We start from the raw sequence: 17515 nt of genomic DNA on the forward strand, positions 1-17515 counted from the left end.
CATGCAGGTAGGGGTTTTGTTTTGCCTGCGAGAAAGTTCGTACGGCAACATCGGACAGCTCCCGGCTGTCACAGCCACCTGACAATGCTAAGGTTCGGCCCTAGCTTTTGTATCTTTCCAAGGAAGCCCCTATGGCGGACGCCACGTTCCTCAGTGCTGGTTTTATGGTGGTTCACGGCAATCGCCTGGATGAGCTGCGTAGCCTGGTGGTCAGTTGGATGCGGCGTTATCCGCTTGCTCCCCTGGAAAATGAAATCGCTCTGGTACAAAGCAACGGTATTGCCCAATGGTTGAAGCTGGCGTTGGCCGAAGACCCTGAAGATGACGATATGGGCGGCTGTGGCATAGCTGCGGCCATTGATGTGCAGTTGCCCGGCAGCTTTATGTGGCAACTTTATCGATCGGTGCTTGGACGTGATGAGATTCCAGCGAAGTCCTTGCTGGACAAGGCCCCGCTGACCTGGCGATTGATGCGCCTTTTGCCGGAGTTGATCGATCAGCCGCACTTCGAACCGCTGCAACGTTTCCTGACTCACGATACCGATCTGCGTAAACGCTATCAGCTTGCAGAGCGGCTCGCGGATCTGTTTGACCAATATCAGGTGTACCGCGCGGACTGGCTGGAAGACTGGGCCGCCGGCCGCCATCAACTGCGTAACGGCAGAGGTGAGGCCAAACCGCTCACGCCGGCCAACTGCTGGCAGGCTGAGTTGTGGCGAGCATTGCTGTTGGATGTTGGTGAGCAAGGCATGGCGCAAAGCCGCGCAGGCGTTCACCAACGCTTCATTGAAACAATCTCTGGCCTGAATACTGCGCCTGAAGGTTTACCTTCCCGGGTGATCGTTTTCGGTATTTCTTCGCTACCCGCCCAAGCTCTGGAAGCGCTCGCAGGATTGGCTCGCTTCAGTCAGGTTCTGCTCTGTGTACACAACCCATGTCGTCATCATTGGGCTGACATCGTCGCCGATAAAGACCTTTTAAGGCACCAATACAAGCGTCAGGCGCGCAAGACCGGCATGCCGGTCGTACTTGACCCACAGACCCTGCATCAACATGCCCACCCGCTACTGGCAGCCTGGGGCAAGCAAGGTCGTGACTACATCAACCTGCTCGACAGCTATGACGATCCGAACAGCTATCGATCTGCTTTTCGCGATGGGCGCATCGACCTTTTCAGCGAAAGCCAACCGTTGAATATGCTCAATCAATTGCAGGATGACATCCTTGAATTACGTCCACTGAGTGAAACCCGCCTGCTCTGGCCTGCGGTCGATCTGAGTCAGGATGAGTCGATCCGTTTTCACGTTGCCCATAGTGCCCAGCGTGAAGTGGAAATACTCCATGATCAGTTGCTCGCGCGCTTCACTGCTGATCCGCAGTTGCGTCCACGCGATGTGATTGTCATGGTCCCGGACATCGACAGTTATGCTCCGCACATCCGTGCCGTGTTTGGTCAACTTGAGCGAGAGGACCGGCGTTTTATTCCATTTACATTGACTGACCAGGGCCAGCGTGGCCGTGATCCACTGCTGATCGCGGTCGAACATCTGCTGAAATTGCCTGACAGCCGTTTCCCGGTCAGTGAGATCCTCGACTTGTTGGACGTTCCAGCATTGCGCGCTCGATTCGGAGTAGAGGAGCGTGACCTGCCGACCTTGCATCGCTGGATCGAAGGGGCTGGCATTCGCTGGGGCATGAACGCTGAACAGCGCGCCAGTCTTGGTTTACCCGATGAGCTTGAGCAAAACAGTTGGCGTTTTGGCTTGCGTCGCATGCTTCTGGGTTATGCCGTTGGCAGTGGTCACTCCTGCGATGGCATCGAACCCTATGATGAAATCGGCGGCCTGGATGCCGCACTGATTGGCCCGTTGGTAGCTTTGCTCGATGCTTTGCAGATCGCTCACAGAGAACTCACGCAACCTGCATCACCCGAACAATGGGGTGTACGCCTGCAGGCGTTGGTGCAGCTATTTTTCCTCGCGAGCAATGAGCACGACGACTATCTGCTGGCTCAGCTCGAGTTGCTCCGCGAAACCTGGCTGGAGACCTGCGAATCGGTTGGTTTGCAGGACGAGTTGCCGCTGACGGTGGTCCGTGAGGCCTGGCTGGCCGGTCTCGACCAGGGTCGCTTGTCCCAACGCTTCCTGGCAGGTGCAGTGAACTTCTGCACGTTGATGCCGATGCGCGCGATCCCTTTCAAACTTGTTTGCCTGCTGGGCATGAACGATGGTGATTATCCGCGTGCGCAACCGCCATTGGACTTCGATCTGATGGGCAGTGATTACCGGCCCGGTGATCGGTCGCGGCGAGAGGATGACCGCTATCTGTTGCTCGAGGCCTTGCTCTCCGCGCGGGATCAGCTTTATATCAGTTGGGTCGGGCGCAGCATTCGCGACAATAGCGAGCGCCCCGCATCGGTATTGATCGGTCAACTGCGGGACCATCTGTCTAACGGCTGGCAGCTCGCCGATGATAGTGAGGAACTCCTTGAGGCGGTGACTCAGGAGCATCCGTTACAACCCTTCAGTGCCCGTTATTTCCATGAAGGCGATCAACTGTTCAGCTATGCCCGAGAATGGCAGTTGTTGCATGAACAGCATGACTGCGCTCCAGCCCTGGAAGTGCTTGATGCCTATGTACAGGAAGAACCGCTGAGTCTTGGTCAGCTACAGGATTTCCTGCGTAACCCCGTGCGCCATTTTTTCAGTCAGCGACTCAAGGTATTTTTTGAAGCGGCTGAAGCGCCCTTGGCAGACGAGGAACCCTTCGTGCTGGACGCATTGCAACGCTACAGCCTGAGTGACAGCTTGCTTGAATCTGCGTTGGCTAACCCCGATCAACCTGATCATGCTCTGCATGCACAGGCTAAAAGGTTGCAGGACAGCGGTCTGTTGCCGATGGCCGGTTTCGGCGAGTGCTTGCAACGTGAGTTGATCGAGCCGCTGCCGGATCTGCTGCAACGTTATCGACAGTTGCTGGTGTTGTGGCCGACACCGCAAAACAGTGCTTTACCGGTGACACTCCAATTGCAGGGAGTGAGCCTGGAAGGCTGGCTCAGTGGCCTTCATCAACGCAGCGATGGCGGGTTGCTGGCTGTTACTACGATCCCCAACAGCATTGGTTCGATCAAGACCCGCAAATGGCATCGTCTGACCCGACCTTGGGTGAACCACCTTGTGGCCTGCGCGAGCGGCTTGTCGATGACCACGGGTTTGGTGGCCAGTGACGATACTTTGCTGCTCTCACCTATCGAGCAAGATGCCGCGCTGAAAACGCTCGGCAATCTGCTGCAAGCCTGGCAATCAGGTATGCGCCAGCCACTGCCCGTTGCGGTAAAAACTGCTTTCGCCTGGTTGGGGCAGACTGATCCGGTCAAAGCTGCCGCTGCCGCTCGCAAGGCCTACGAAGGAGACGGTCAGACTACCGACGGCGAGCGTCGTGAAAGTCCCGCACTGGCTCGCCAATTTGCCGATTACAACGCTTTGGTAGCCGATGAAACCTTTATCGATTGGTGTGACGCACTCTACCGCCCACTGTTCGAAGCCCCTTGGCGCTCATTGACCAGTGAGGAGTCGCACTCATGACGGCGAAAGTTCCTCTGGCATTAGCCTTCCCGCTTCGCGGTAGTCAACTGATCGAAGCCAGCGCCGGTACCGGCAAGACCTTCACCATTTCCGCGCTCTATCTGCGCCTGGTGCTTGGTCACGGTGACGAGTCTGCCGGTTTTGGCCGTGAGCTGCTGCCACCGCAAATCCTCGTGGTGACCTTCACCGATGCCGCCACCAAGGAACTGCGTGAACGGATCCGCACTCGTCTTGCAGAGGCTGCGCGGTTTTTCCGCGATGAAACTCCAGCACCCGACAGCCTGATTGACGAGTTACGTGGGCAGTTCAGTCCCGAACAGTGGTCCGGTTGTGCGAACCGTTTGGATATCGCCGCACAGTGGATGGATGAAGCTGCGGTTTCGACGATTCACAGTTGGTGCCAACGGATGCTGCGCGAGCATGCGTTCGACAGTGGCAGCCTGTTTACCCAAACACTGGAAACCGACCATAGCGAATTGCTCGGCGAAGTACTGCGTGATTACTGGCGGCTGTTTTGCTATCCGATGCAAGGTGATGCGCTGAACTGGGTTCGTACCCATTGGGGCGGTCCGGCCGCCTTGTTGCCTCGGGTGCGTGGGTTGTTCGCCAGTGAGCATGATGCCGATGAGGGGACGGCGCCAGCCGAGTTGATCGCCGAGTGCTTGCAAGAGCGACGTGACGCGTTGGTGAAACTCAAGGCACCTTGGCGACACTGGGCGCAGGAGTTGCGTGAGATCTGTCTGCAAGGCGTTGCCAGCAAGTCTGTCGACGGCCGCAAGATGCAAGCGCGTTACTTCGAGCCCTGGTTCGAGAAAATCAGTGCCTGGGCCGAGGAAGAAAGCCTTGAGCAACTGGATATCGGCACCGGCTTCAATCGTCTGACACCCGATGGCATGGCTGAGGCCTGGAAAGGCCAGGCACCGAGTCATCCGGGCCTGGACGCCATGCCGGGCCTGAAATCCAGTCTCGATGCATTGCCGACCCCGGACGCGGCGGTCCTCAAACATGCCGCGCAGTGGGTGAGTGCACGCTTTGAAGAAGAGAAGCGTCGTCGTGCTGAAATGGGCTTCGACGACATGTTGTTGCGGCTCGACGCCGCGTTGCGGGCCGAAGGTGGTGAGCGTCTGGCGACGTTGATCCGCGAGCAATTTCCGGTCGCGTTGATCGACGAATTCCAGGACACCGACCCGGTGCAGTACCGAATCTTCGAGAGCATCTATCGCATCGAAGACAACAACCCTGAATGCGGGCTGTTTCTGATCGGCGACCCTAAGCAAGCGATCTATGCCTTTCGTGGCGCCGATATCTACACCTATCTGCGCGCGCGTCAGGCGACGAGTGGCCGCTTGCATACCTTGGGCACCAATTTCCGCTCCAGCCATGGGATGGTCGATGCGGTGAACCACGTCTTCCAGCGTGCCGAAGCCCGCGAGCAAGGACATGGGGCGTTTCTGTTCCGTGAGAAGAGCGGCGAAAACCCGGTTCCATTTCTGCCGGTCGAGTCTCAGGGCCGCAAAGAGTCTTTGCAGATCAACGGTCAGGCTGTACCGGCGCTGAATATCTGGCAGTTGTCCGGCGAGCAGCCGTTGTCCGCAGTGGTATACCGACAGCAACTGGCGGCGGCTTGCGCCAGTGAAATCACCGCATTGCTCAATGGCGGACAACAGAGGCGTGCGGGTTTTGTCCGCGGGACAGAGGATCTGCAAGGGCTGCTCCCGGCGGATATCGCGATTCTGGTACGCGATGGCAAAGAGGCCCAGGCCGTACGCAACGAGTTGTCCGCTCGGGGTGTACGCAGTGTTTACCTGTCAGACAAGGACTCGGTGTTCGCGGCCCAAGAGGCTCATGATCTGCTGAGTTGGCTAAAGGCCTGCGCCGAACCGGATGTCGAGCGGCCGCTGCGTGCAGCACTGGCCAGCATCACGCTGAACCTGTCACTGACAGAGCTGGAGCGTTTGAACCAGGACGAGTTGGCCTGGGAGAAGCGCGTCATGCAGTTTCGCGAGTACCGGGTGGCCTGGCGCAGTCAGGGTGTCCTGCCAATGCTGCGACGCTTGCTCCACGATTTTGAACTGCCTCAGGCCTTGATTGCTCGAAGCGATGGCGAACGCGTACTGACCAACCTGCTGCATCTCTCGGAGCTGTTGCAACAAGCCGCTGCCGAACTCGATGGCGAGCAAGCCCTGATCCGTCATTTGTCCGAGCATCTGGCGTTGTCGGGGCAGGCCGGCGAAGAGCAGATTCTACGTCTGGAAAGTGATGAGCAACTGGTCAAGGTGGTGACTATCCACAAGTCCAAGGGCCTTGAGTATCCATTGGTTTTTCTGCCGTTCATCTGTTCGGCCAAACCGGTGGATGGCAGTCGTCTGCCGCTGCATTACCACGATGCGACCGGCAAGGCTCAGGTAACCCTGAGCCCAACCCCCGAGCTGATTGCCCTGGCGGACAATGAGCGTCTGGCCGAAGACTTGCGTCTACTCTATGTGGCACTGACCCGTGCCCAGCACGCTTGCTGGCTCGGCGTCACCGACCTTAAACGTGGCAATAACAACAGTTCGGTATTGCACCTCTCTGCGCTGGGTTATCTGTTGGGAGGCGGCGAGCAACTGGCCGAATCGGCGGGCCTGAAGTGTTGGCTGGAGGACTTGCAGCAAAACTGCACGGCGTTGAGCTATGGCGAGATGCCGGAAGCCACGGACGAACGTTTTCACCCTCCACGCAATGAGGCAACGTTGCTCGCGCCGCTGATACCGAAACGCAAGGCGGCCGAGAACTGGTGGATCGCTTCCTACAGTGCATTGCGCATTGGCGACAGCCTGAGTACCGGCAGCGACGAGGCGCCGGAAAGCCCGCAGGCGCAAAAGCTCTTCGACGACGAGCGACTTGATCCGGATGCGCCACGCGAAGTGCTTGCCAGCGGTGGGGATATCCATCGCTTTCCGCGCGGACCTAATCCCGGGACTTTTCTCCATGGGTTGCTGGAGTGGGCGGGCGATGAAGGATTCACCACAGACCCGAAATCTATCGAAAACGCCATTGCGCGTCGCTGCAATCGCCGCGGTTGGGAGGGCTGGATCAACACCCTGAGCGACTGGCTGCTGCACGTATTGCAAACGCCGTTACGCATCGGTGCTAAGCAACCACCCGTGGTATTCGGGCAACTGACCGAGTACCGGGTCGAGATGGAGTTCTGGTTTGCCAGCCATAAAGTCGATGTGTTGAAGCTCGACGAACTGGTGCGCCAATACACCCATGACGGTGCCCCTCGTGTGCTCGCCGAGTCAGTATTGCTCAACGGTATGTTCAAAGGTTTTATCGACCTGACGTTCGAGCACGCCGGGCGTTACTACGTCGCGGATTACAAATCCAACTGGCTCGGTGCCGACGATTCGGCTTATACCGAGCAGGCAATAGAGCAGTCGATTCTCGACCATCGCTACGACCTGCAATACGCGCTGTACCTGTTGGCGCTGCACCGCCAGCTCAAGGTGCGGCTCGCTGATTACGACTACGAGCGGCACATGGGCGGCGCTTTGTATCTGTTCCTTCGAGGCACTCGGGCACCCAGCCAGGGTGTGTATTTCGCCCGTCCGCCACGGGAGTTGATCGAACGTCTGGACCGGCTGTTCCAGGGAAAACCAGAACCCAGGCCTGAACCGGCCTGGGAGCAGGGTGTATTGCTATGAGTCGCACTTTCGCCGATTTGTTACCCACCCCGTTGACGGCCGAGAGCCTTGCGCAACTGATGCCGTTGAACCGAGCCGACGACCTGTTGCTGTTGCTCGAACGTTGGGTCGAGCGTGGCTGGCTTCGTGCACTGGACAAAGCCTTTGTCGCTTTTCTCCACGAACTGGCGCCCGACGGCGATCCACTGGTGCTGCTGGCGGCAGCCTTGACCAGCCATCAACTGGGTCACGGGCATGTGTGCCTTGATCTGTTCGAGACGCTCAAGGAACCGGATTTCGCGCTTTCTCTGCCACCGGAAGGTGATCTGCAGACAGGTACTCTGTTGTTGCCATCGCAATTGCTTGAAGCATTGGAGGGGGCACACTGGTGCAAGGTCCTGGCGTCCAGCGGCCTTGTGGCCCTGGCTGCCGATGGGGGTGACGAAGCACTGCAGCGCCCGTTGGTGTTGTCCGGCAAGCGACTGTATTTACGCCGTTACTGGACATATGAACGGCGCATCGACAGTGCGCTGCGCCAACGTCTTGTCGCCCATGAGTCAACGCCCGATGACCTGTCCGAACGCCTGAGTGGCTTGTTTGGTCAGGCCAACTCCTGCGCGCAGATTGATTGGCAGAAACTTGCGTGTGCCCTGGCCACCCGTGGCGCATTCAGCATCGTCACCGGAGGGCCCGGAACCGGCAAAACCACCACGGTCGTGCGTTTGCTGGCTCTGCTTCAGGCGCCTGCGGTAGAGGCGGGCAAGCCACTGCGCATTCGACTGGCCGCACCCACGGGCAAGGCCGCCGCGCGGCTGACAGAGTCCATCAGTCAGCAAGTTCGCACACTGCAGGTTGCCGACAGTGTCAGGGACAAAATCCCCTCTGACGTGACCACGGTACACCGCCTGCTCGGCAGCCGGCCGGGTACCCGGCATTTCCGCCATCACGCCGGTAATCGCTTGCCGCTGGATGTACTGGTGGTCGACGAAGCCTCGATGATCGACCTGGAAATGATGGCCAATCTGCTCGATGCGTTGCCGATACATGCCCGGTTGGTGTTGCTCGGTGACAAGGATCAGCTGGCTTCGGTGGAAGCCGGCGCCGTACTCGGTGATCTGTGCCGCGATGCCGAAGCCGGCTGGTACAGTCCGCAGACTCGCGACTGGCTGGAGGTCGTCAGTGGTGAAGACCTCGGTTCCAGCGGTCTGCAGGAAGACACCGACGCCAGTCACCCGCTGGCCCAGCAGGTCGTAATGCTGCGTCACTCGCGACGATTTGGCGAGGGCAGCGGCATTGGCCAACTGGCGCGCTGGGTCAATCGGCAGCAGGCTGACGAGGCTCGAAAATTGCTGGCTGCCCGCAGTCACGCTGATCTGTTTTCGCTGGCCCTCAAGAGTGAGCAAGACAAGGCGCTTGAGCGACTGTTGCTCGAAGGCCACGGTGAAGGTCCGCAGGGGTATCGGCATTACCTGAGTCTTTTGCGCAACCAGCGACCGTCTTTCGACTCATCTGCTGACGATCCCTGCTGGGTCGAGTGGGCACGTAATGTCTTGCAGGCCTTCGACGCTTTCCAGCTGTTGTGCGCCGTGCGTAAAGGGCCGTGGGGTGTCGAAGGGCTGAATCAGCGTATTACCGGCGCGCTACTCAAGGCGCGACTGATCGACAGTGATCAGCAATGGTACGAAGGGCGTCCGGTACTGATGACGCGCAACGATTACGGTCTTGGTCTGATGAATGGCGACATCGGTATCGCCCTCAAGCTGCCTGAGCGCGATGGGCAGGACGCCGGACGCCAAGTGCTGCGCGTCGCTTTTGCCCGTAACGATGGTCAGGGAGGGGTGAGGTTTGTTCTGCCCAGCCGGCTCAACGACGTGGAAACCGTCTACGCTATGACTGTGCACAAATCCCAAGGTTCCGAATTCGCCCACACGGCGTTGATCCTTCCGGATGCGCTGAACCCGGTGCTGACCAAAGAGCTGATCTACACCGGAATCACTCGCGCCAAGGACTGGTTCAGCCTGATCGAGCCACGCACCGGAATTTTTGAAGAGTCCGTACGACGCAAGGTCAAGCGCTTGAGCGGGTTGATGCTGGAGCTGGGGTGAGCCGGTGCCGTGACGGTGGCGAGAGGATTTGACCTCTCGCCACAAAGACCTGGTCGGCTCTCGGGTCTTCTACTCGGCCGCCAGCAGTAATTCGCTCTGGGAGGTCATGCCCATGAAGCGTCGGACCCGTTCCCCGGCCCGCTCATTGCGTATGGCGTATGGGCTTGCATCCAGCTGGATATGCCCGTTTTCCATGAAAATGACCCGATCGGAAATCGACATCGCGAAGTCCATCTCGTGGGTCACGATCAGCATGGTCATACCTTCCTTTGCCAAATCACGGATCACGTTCAATACGTCGCCCACCAGCTCCGGATCGAGGGCCGAAGTCGGCTCGTCGAACAGCATTATCTTCGGCTCCATGGCCAATGCCCGGGCAATCGCTACCCGTTGTTGCTGGCCGCCGGAAAGCTGGTGCGGATATTTGTGGGCGTGGGCCAGCAGTCCGACCTTATCCAGCAGTGCATAGGCGCGTTGTTCGCTCAACGGCTTGAGGCTGCCGTGGTAGCGCGGTGCCAGGGTTATGTTGTCGAGAATGCAGCGATGGGGGAACAGGTTGAAGTTCTGGAAAACCATCCCGATATGCCGCACGCCATTGCGAACCCGGGCGCTGTTGGGGGTGTCGTCGTGGCGGATGAAGCTATCGCCGAACAGCTTGATCTCACCTTGATCAATACTTTCCAGGCCATTGATAGTACGGATCAACGACGTTTTGCCTGAGCCTGACGGGCCGATGATCGAGATTACCTGACCACCGCCGACTGTCAGGTCGATGCCCTTGAGCACCTCGTGATTGCCATAGCGCTTGTGGATTTTTTCCAATTGCAGAACCGGTGCCGCACCGAGGCTGGATGGGAGGCCGGTAGTGGCGGTCAGCGGTTGGATTTGTGCCTTGAGTCGGGCCACGGCCGTTTCATCGAGGGTCTGTGGTTTGCGTTGGTTCAGATCCAGATAGCGTTCCAGTCTGTGCAAGAACCAGCCGAACACGCTCACGATAAACACGTAATACACCGCTACCGCGCCGAGGGTTTCCATCACCAGGAAGTTTTGCGCATACAGGCGCTGGCCGACGGTGAGCAGTTCGGTCAGGGAGATCACCGAGATCAGCGAGGTCAGTTTCACTACGGTGATGTATTCGTTGATCAACGTGGGCAGGGAAATGCGGAAGGCTTGAGGTATCACGATCAAACGCTGCAAGCCCAGGAAGCTGATACCCAGGGCACGCCCGGCTTCTTTCTGCCCCTTGGCTACCGAGATAAGGCCACCGCGATGGATCTCTGCCATATACGCCGCTTCGGTGATCACCAGCGCGAACAACCCGGAGTAGAACGGGTTGGACAGGACCGAGCCGGTCATCGGAAACAATTGCGGCAGGTTGTAGACGAAGACCACCAGCACCAGCAGCGGGATGCTGCGAAAGAACCAGATGTAAACCGCCGACGGTAATTTAAGCCAGGGGGAAGCAGACAACTTGGCCGAGGCGAGGAGAAAACCCAGCAACATGCCGATGAACCAGGCCAGGGAACTGAGCTCGATCACGGTGACACAGGCTTGCCAGAAGGCAGAGTCTGCGAACAGGGAGAAAAAGTACGACCAATCGAATTGCATAAGTACCTCTAACCGCGGTGAAATCTTCGCGGGTAAGCCGCTCCCGCATGGGGAGCGGTGTTTTTGTAGGCGCGTGCTGACCCGCGAAGGGGCGTAGCTTTAGTTGGACGCTTCTTCCAGGTTGTACTTCTTCAGGATAGCTGCGTAGTCACCGCTTTTTTTGGCGGCATCAAACGCTTTGAGCAGCGCCTGATAGGTCTCGTCGTTGCCTTTCTTGACGAAGATGCCGAGGGTTTGCGGATAGACCAGATGCTGGGAGGTGACCACGACACGGCCGTTGGTGTGCTCGGCGATCATCTTCGCCGCGCCAGCGATTTCCATTTGGGCCTGGATGTTTTTCGACAGCAGGGCCTGAGTCACTTCCGGTGCCGACGGGAACTCGCTGACAGTGATGGCGCCCTTGTTGTTCGGCACGCAATATTCGGTCGAGAGTTTCTTCAATTGAGCGACCCAAGTGGTGCCTTGTTCCAGGCCGACTTTCAGGCCGCAGAGCTCCTCAGGGGTTTGCGCATTCAGACCGCTGTCTTTCGGTGCCATGATCGCCGCGCCAGTCACGGCGTAGCCAATGGTCATGGCCTGCGTCTGACGCTCGGGCGTGATGTACATGCCGGAGATGATCGCGTCGTAGTGCCCGGAATTCAGGCCGGAAATCAGATTAGGGAACTTGGTATCGACGAACTCGGCCTTGGCTTGCATCTGCTTGGCCAGGGCCTGAGCCAGTTCCGGATCGGAGCCGACAATATTCTTCTGGCTGTCATAGGATTCGAACGGTGGATAAGTGATTTCCATGCCGATCTTCAACTGGCCCGGTGTGGCGGTGGACGCCATGCTGGCGGTTGCACAGAACAGGCTGGCGGCGAGCAGGGACAAACGGGCAGCACGGTTGTTTTTGTTGAGCATTTCGGTGACTCCGATTAGAAAAGTAGTGGCCGACAGCAATGTTCAGGATGGTTGTGTCTGATTCTTCAGGTGTCCGAAGCTCGAAGGCTTACGCGCCTTCTCCGGCAAAGTGATTTCTCCTGTTTCGACCCGCTTGCGCAGGTATTGGTAAGTCTGCAGAGCCTGGCCGTACATGTGTTCACCAATAGTGATCTGCTCATACTCCTGCTCTCCCTTGGTGAAGCTTGGCAGGGGTTTGATCTGGGTATGGAAGTCGCAGGCATAGAACAGCGGGAACGAGTAGCGCTCTTCGCTCACGGTACGTACGCGGTGAGCCGTCGCAACGAACGCACCCGCGGTCATGACTTCGAGCATGTCGCCGATGTTCACTACAAAGGCTTCTGGAACAGGCGGTGCATCGATCCATTGGCCGAGATCGTTCATCACCTCCAGGCCGGGTTTGTCAGCCAGCAAAATGGTGAAGCACTCATAGTCGGTGTGCGCCCCAATGCCGGGTGCGTCCTGAGCCATGCCGTCAAACGGATAGTGGATCAGGCGCAGCTTCGATGGCGGCCGGGTGACCATGCTGTCGAAAGAGTCTTCTTCCAGGCCCAATGCCAGGGCGAAGCCACCGAACAGCCGCCGACCGAGGGCGAAGATCGCCGCGTAGTAGGCCTGCACTGCTTCCTTGAAACCTGGCAGCGACGGCCATTCGTTCGGCCCGAGCAGAGGGGTGTTCGCCAGCACCAGCGGGTCGTTTTCCGGGACTTCGAAGCCGATGTCGAAGGCTTCCTTGTGATCCGGTTTACCCTTGGCGTACACCTCTTCGCCTTCCGGGACATAGCCTTTATGCGTCTTCGAGGTGCCGATGTAGTGCTGCATCTTGGTGTCGAAGGGCTGATCGAAGTAGTCCTTGGCCGCCTGGCGCAAGTTGGTGATCAGCTGCGGATCAATGCCGTGGCCGGTGATGTAGAGAAAGCCGACGTCACTGGCGGCCACCCCGAGCTGTTCAGCAACGGCCAGTCGATGTTCCCGTTCGATACTGAACAGGCCGGCGATATCCACCACCGGAATGCTCTTGAAGTTCGCTTGGGGCGCACTGTTATTTATCTTCTCAGGCATGTTGCAAACACCTCACGCAAGGGTTGAGTGGTTGAAACGATCGAAGTGTTCGCGTTCTGTTTTCGCCATCCAGATATTGAGCGACCACAAGTCGGCGACCGGTACATTGGTGAAAGGCAGGTGATGCAAGTAGCCGTCGGCACCGAACTCTGGCGTCAGGGTGCTGATCTGATAACCGCGAGCCTGTTGCGAGCGCCAGATGGCTTCCCAGTGCTGTTGATGGAAGGCCAGTTCCCGGGCGTACTCAGGGGCAGCGGGATGGGGAACCTGCGGGCCCTGGTCATAACCTACCCGGGCCTGAATATGGTGCACGCGCTCGACGAAGGCACTCAGGTCATCCGCCGGATCATTCAACAAACGTTCGCAGGTGACGACCCAATGGCTGATATCGCTGGTGAACAGCAAGTCGGGTAGCTGCCGGATCAGCTCAAGGGTCAGCCAGGGATTGAACAGCGAACGCGAGCGGTGGGTTTCGAAGCTGCAGACTTGCCCGTGCTTGCGTGCCAGCGCCATGGCCTGGCCGAAGAACTCCACCTGCTGCGCCAGCGGCCAGCGGTCATTGCCGGCCAGCACATTGACGAAGCGTGGATTGAGCTCGGCAGCCCAAGCGAGTTTTTTGTCCAGATCAAGGAGGTGTTCGGCAGGCGGCGCGGATTGTTCCGGCAACACATCGTAGGCGGTAAAAACCGTGCTGATGTAACCCACTCGATTGGCCTTCAGAAAGGCACCGAACTCGGCTCGCTCACTGGCCTCAAGGGGCAGGCGGGCCTCCATGCCGTCGAAGCCGGCTTCCAGCAACTCATCGAGTGCCTGGGCCTTGCTCGCGCGATAGCCCCAGAGGGTACGGAATATTTCAAGTTTCATAGGTGAACCTCCGCGATACCTTCAACTACTCAAGGCTCGACGACGGCGCATGACCGAATCGAGCTGTTACGGCAGTAGCAAAAGGTTTTCATGAGTCGGATCTCGGTGGATCCGTTCTCACTTACATCGCTGTCAGCTTTTATTGTTATTAGGACCGCAGTGCGGTTACGGGTCACATTGGCGTCGATGGTAGACATGGCGTGAAACAGAGAAAAATAGGAAACCCCAAATTGTTACTTCAGGCTTTTATAAACAAATAGGTGCCTATCGAAGGTTGCCGTTTTCGTGAGCCTTTCACTGGGTATGCTATCGTTGCGGCATCTTCGTAACGATCAACGAGAGTGCCTGCATGAAGCTGGCTGTCTGGACGACAGAACGCATTGTTGGTTGGAAGCCGCTACTGCTGGCCGGCCTTTTCTGTTTGTTGAGCATCCCTGTTTTCGCCCAAACGGAGGCGCCAGTGAGCATGGCTGATCAGCGCGCCAGGTCCGTCACACAAGTGGTGTTGGGAATCCTCAGCTATGCTCGCTGGCCGGTGGAGCCCGCGCAATTGCGTTTATGCGTGGTCGGCCCGACCGAGTACACCGACGATTTGCTCAAAGGCACCACTCAGGCCACGGGACGTCCTGTGGTCGTTCGGCGTCTGTTGGCCAATTACCCGGCCATCGCCAGTGAGTGTGACGCGATCTACATCGGCAAATTGACCAATGAGGAGCGCAGTACGCTCTTCGCTTCTTTGGCAGGCCATCCGGTTTTGAGCATCAGCGAGGGGGGCGATCAATGCACGGTGGGCAGCCTGTTCTGCCTGCGGGTCAGTGACCATCAAGTGTCATTTGAGGTCAACCTCGACTCGGTGGCTCGCAGCGGTGTGCGCATTCACCCCAGCGTCCTGCAACTCTCTCGCCGTAAAGCGGCGGCCCCATGAGTTTTTTCAGCTCCGGTATCCGCCCAACCTTGCGTTCGGTCATTGGTCGTGGACACCTGATCGTCGCGCTGGTCGGGGTGGCCATGGCCAGTCTGTCGCTGACCTTGCTTGGGGTGCTCGCCTTGCGGGTGTATGCCGATCACAACCTGCACCTGATTGCCCGTTCGATCAGTTACACCGTGGAAGCCGCGGTGGTGTTCGACGATAACGCGGCGGCGACCGAAGCGCTGGCGCTGATCGCGTCCACTGAAGAAGTGGCCGATGCTCAGGTGTTCGATGAAAAGGGCCAGTTGCTCGCCCGTTGGCAGCGACCGGAAACCGGTCTGGTTTCCGAATTGGAAATGCAGATCGCCCGATCGCTTCTGGAAAAACCCATCAACATGCCGATCCTCCATCAAGGTCAGGAAGTCGGCAGCATCCTGCTGACCGGGCATGGCGGCAGTCTGATGCGCTTTTTGCTCAGCGGTCTGGCCGGGATTGTCTTGTGTACGGCGGTCAGTGCCTGGGTCGCGCTGTATCTGGCACGCCGTCAACTGCGAGGGATTACCGGTCCGCTGCGCAGCCTGGCCGAGGTCGCTCACGCCGCACGCCGAGAGCGGGCCTTCGATCGGCGCGTGCCGCCGGCGCGAATCGCCGAGCTGGACAGCCTGGGCAATGACTTCAATGCCTTGCTTGATGAGCTGGAGTCCTGGCAAACCCACCTGCAAAGCGAGAACGAAACGCTGGCCCACCAGGCTAGTCATGACAGCCTTACAGGTCTGCCGAATCGGGCATTTTTCGAAGGTCGGCTGATTCGTGCGTTGCGTAATGCCAACAAACACGATGAACGGGTGGCCGTGCTGTTTCTCGACAGCGACCGGTTCAAGGGCATCAATGACAACTTCGGTCACGCCGCCGGCGATGCTGTGCTGGTTGCGGTGGCAACCCGGGTTCGGGCGCAGTTGCGCGAAGAGGACCTGGTCGCGCGCCTGGGTGGCGATGAGTTTGCCGTGCTGCTGACGCCGCTGCACAAACCCGAAGACGCCGAACGGATTGCCGAAAAAATTATCGCCAGCATGGAGCTGCCGATTCAGTTGCCGGGCGAAGCCCAGGTCTTGACCTCACTCAGTGTCGGCATCGCCATTTACCCTGATCATGGCGCCACACCCGGTGCTCTGCTCGATGCTGCCGACGCGGCAATGTATCAAGCCAAACGCCTTTCTCAAGGCGGGCAATTTACGGCAGGGTCGGAGCACCTTGTCGCCAACGTTCAAACCAGGAGTTAACAGCCTTGTTTTCACATACTCAGCGTTCTCTGCGCTTCTTCACCTTTACCTTGTTCATGGCCGTGCTGGCATTGAGCGGCTGCCAAACCGCACCGCAAAAAGGCCTCACCCCGGCACAGATCACCGTGCTTAAACAACAGGGTTTCGAATTGACCGAGGAGGGCTGGGCCTTCGGATTGTCGGGCAAGGTGTTGTTTGGCAGCGACGTTGATAGCCTGAACGCGCAGAGCACCGAAATCGTCGAGCGAATCGGCAAGGCACTGCACGGCGCCGACATTGAGCGCGTGCGGATCGATGGCCACACCGACGGGTCGGGTAAAGAGGCCTACAACCAGCAGCTTTCCCTTCGCCGCGCCAAGAGTGTCAGCCAAGTGCTGATCCGTGTCGGCATGCGCGAAGAGAACGTTCAGCTGCGCGGCCTTGGCAGCAACGAGCCGGTAGCGTCCAACACCACCACCGCCGGACGCACCGAGAATCGCCGGGTGTCGATCGTGGTGAGCGCCGACTAGTCGGCAAAGTGCATCGTTCGGGTCTCCCCCATCAATAGCGCCTGATTTTGCTCGGTCACGGCGCGGATGTAGTCCCAGAGCAGAGTAATGCGCTTGAGCTTGCGCAGGTCTTCGCGGCAGTACATCCAAAACTGCCGGGTGATGTTGATTTCCTCCGGCAGCACCGGCAGCAGTCGTGGGTCCTGGGCCGCCAGGAAACACGGCAGGATCGCCAGCGAGCGTCCTTGCTGGGCTGCCACGAACTGCGCAATCACACTGGTGCTGCGCAGGTTCGCGCTGGCGCCGGGCAGCACGTTGGCCAGGTACAGCAGCTCCGAGCTGAACGCCAGATCGTCGACATAACTGATGAATTGATGCTTGCCCAAGTCTGCCGGGCGGCGGATGGGCGGGTGTTGGTCGAGGTAGTCCTGGGTCGCGTACAGCTGCAAACGGTAGTCGCAGAGTTTGCAGCAGACATAAGGGCCGTGTTCCGGGCGCTCCAGGGCGATGACAATGTCCGCCTCGCGCTTGGACAGGCTGATGAAGTGCGGCAGCGGCAGGATATCCACTGAAATCGCCGGATAGGCATCGACAAAGTGGCTGAGTTGCGGGGTGATGAAAAAGCTGCCGAAACCCTCGGTGCAGCCCATCCGCACATGGCCGGATAACGCCACACCCGAGCCGGACACCTGCTCGCACGCCATGTGCAGCGTGCTTTCTATGGACTCGGCATACCCCAGCAAACGCTGGCCTTCGGCGGTCAATACGAAGCCGTTGGTCCGCGATTTCTCGAACAACAGCGTCCCCAGCGCACCCTCCAGCGAACTGATCCGCCGTGACACGGTGGTGTAATCCACGGCCAGGCGTTTGGCGGCAGTGCTGGCCTTGCGAGTACGGGCGACCTCGAGGAAAAACTTCAGGTCATCCCAGTTTAATGAGCCTAGCGATGTGATGTTTTTTTGCATGTTGGACCGGCTTATATGTGCGTTCTTATTAGAAGTTTGCACATC

The 17515-nt window shown here is 58.6% G+C and carries 11 protein-coding genes; 6 read left to right on the top strand and 5 right to left on the bottom strand.

What is annotated here, in order from left to right:
- The first annotated feature begins 131 nt into the window (after positions 1 to 131).
- From recC to recD, 3 genes are read left to right on the top strand one after another with little or no spacing between them, the layout of a single operon-like run.
- Entirely contained in the window at positions 132 to 3584 is a 3453-nt protein-coding gene (gene recC / locus NTD87_RS18225) for an exodeoxyribonuclease V subunit gamma (protein ID WP_262115465.1), read from the top strand.
- On the top strand, positions 3581 to 7270 hold the full coding sequence (gene recB / locus NTD87_RS18230; RefSeq protein ID WP_262115466.1) for an exodeoxyribonuclease V subunit beta: 3690 nt from the start codon (positions 3581 to 3583) through the stop codon (positions 7268 to 7270). Before recC ends, recB begins: the two co-directional genes overlap by 4 nt.
- Entirely contained in the window at positions 7267 to 9354 is a 2088-nt protein-coding gene (gene recD / locus NTD87_RS18235) for an exodeoxyribonuclease V subunit alpha (RefSeq protein ID WP_262115468.1), read from the top strand. The genes recB and recD overlap by 4 nt, the downstream gene beginning before the upstream one ends.
- A gap of 69 nt (positions 9355 to 9423) precedes the next feature.
- On the opposite strand, the gene NTD87_RS18240 is transcribed toward recD, so the two are convergent.
- The 4 genes from NTD87_RS18240 to NTD87_RS18255 form a co-directional block, all read right to left on the bottom strand.
- Positions 9424 to 10962: an amino acid ABC transporter permease/ATP-binding protein gene (locus NTD87_RS18240; RefSeq protein ID WP_262115469.1), complete on the bottom strand. Its 1539-nt coding sequence runs from the start codon at positions 10960 to 10962 to the stop codon at positions 9424 to 9426.
- A 99-nt stretch (positions 10963 to 11061) separates the two neighbouring features.
- Positions 11062 to 11862 (bottom strand): ABC transporter substrate-binding protein, encoded by an 801-nt coding sequence (locus NTD87_RS18245; RefSeq protein ID WP_262115470.1) that lies wholly within the window; start codon positions 11860 to 11862, stop codon positions 11062 to 11064.
- Between the two features lie 42 nt (positions 11863 to 11904).
- Entirely contained in the window at positions 11905 to 12963 is a 1059-nt protein-coding gene (locus NTD87_RS18250; RefSeq protein WP_262115471.1) for an isopenicillin N synthase family dioxygenase, read from the bottom strand.
- A 12-nt stretch (positions 12964 to 12975) separates the two neighbouring features.
- Positions 12976 to 13827: a sugar phosphate isomerase/epimerase family protein gene (locus NTD87_RS18255; RefSeq protein ID WP_262115472.1), complete on the bottom strand. Its 852-nt coding sequence runs from the start codon at positions 13825 to 13827 to the stop codon at positions 12976 to 12978.
- Between the two features lie 349 nt (positions 13828 to 14176).
- On the opposite strand from NTD87_RS18255, the gene NTD87_RS18260 reads away from it, so the two are divergent.
- From NTD87_RS18260 to NTD87_RS18270, 3 genes are read left to right on the top strand one after another with little or no spacing between them, the layout of a single operon-like run.
- Positions 14177 to 14752 carry a YfiR family protein gene (locus NTD87_RS18260; RefSeq protein WP_262115473.1) on the top strand — a complete coding sequence of 192 codons (576 nt, stop codon included), beginning with the start codon at positions 14177 to 14179 and terminating at the stop codon, positions 14750 to 14752.
- A complete protein-coding gene (locus NTD87_RS18265; protein WP_262115474.1) occupies positions 14749 to 16017 on the top strand; it encodes a diguanylate cyclase domain-containing protein in 1269 nt (422 codons plus the stop codon). The genes NTD87_RS18260 and NTD87_RS18265 overlap by 4 nt, the downstream gene beginning before the upstream one ends.
- 56 nt (positions 16018 to 16073) lie before the next feature.
- Positions 16074 to 16526 (top strand): OmpA family protein, encoded by a 453-nt coding sequence (locus NTD87_RS18270; protein WP_262115489.1) that lies wholly within the window; start codon positions 16074 to 16076, stop codon positions 16524 to 16526.
- Here NTD87_RS18270 and NTD87_RS18275 read toward each other — a convergent pair.
- A complete protein-coding gene (locus NTD87_RS18275; protein ID WP_262115475.1) occupies positions 16523 to 17470 on the bottom strand; it encodes a LysR family transcriptional regulator in 948 nt (315 codons plus the stop codon). The two genes, NTD87_RS18270 and NTD87_RS18275, sit on opposite strands and share 4 nt — an antisense overlap.
- Positions 17471 to 17515: the final 45 nt, after the last annotated feature.

It is taken from the genome of Pseudomonas sp. 6D_7.1_Bac1 (assembly GCF_025465945.1).
Classification (GTDB): Bacteria; Pseudomonadota; Gammaproteobacteria; order Pseudomonadales; family Pseudomonadaceae; genus Aquipseudomonas.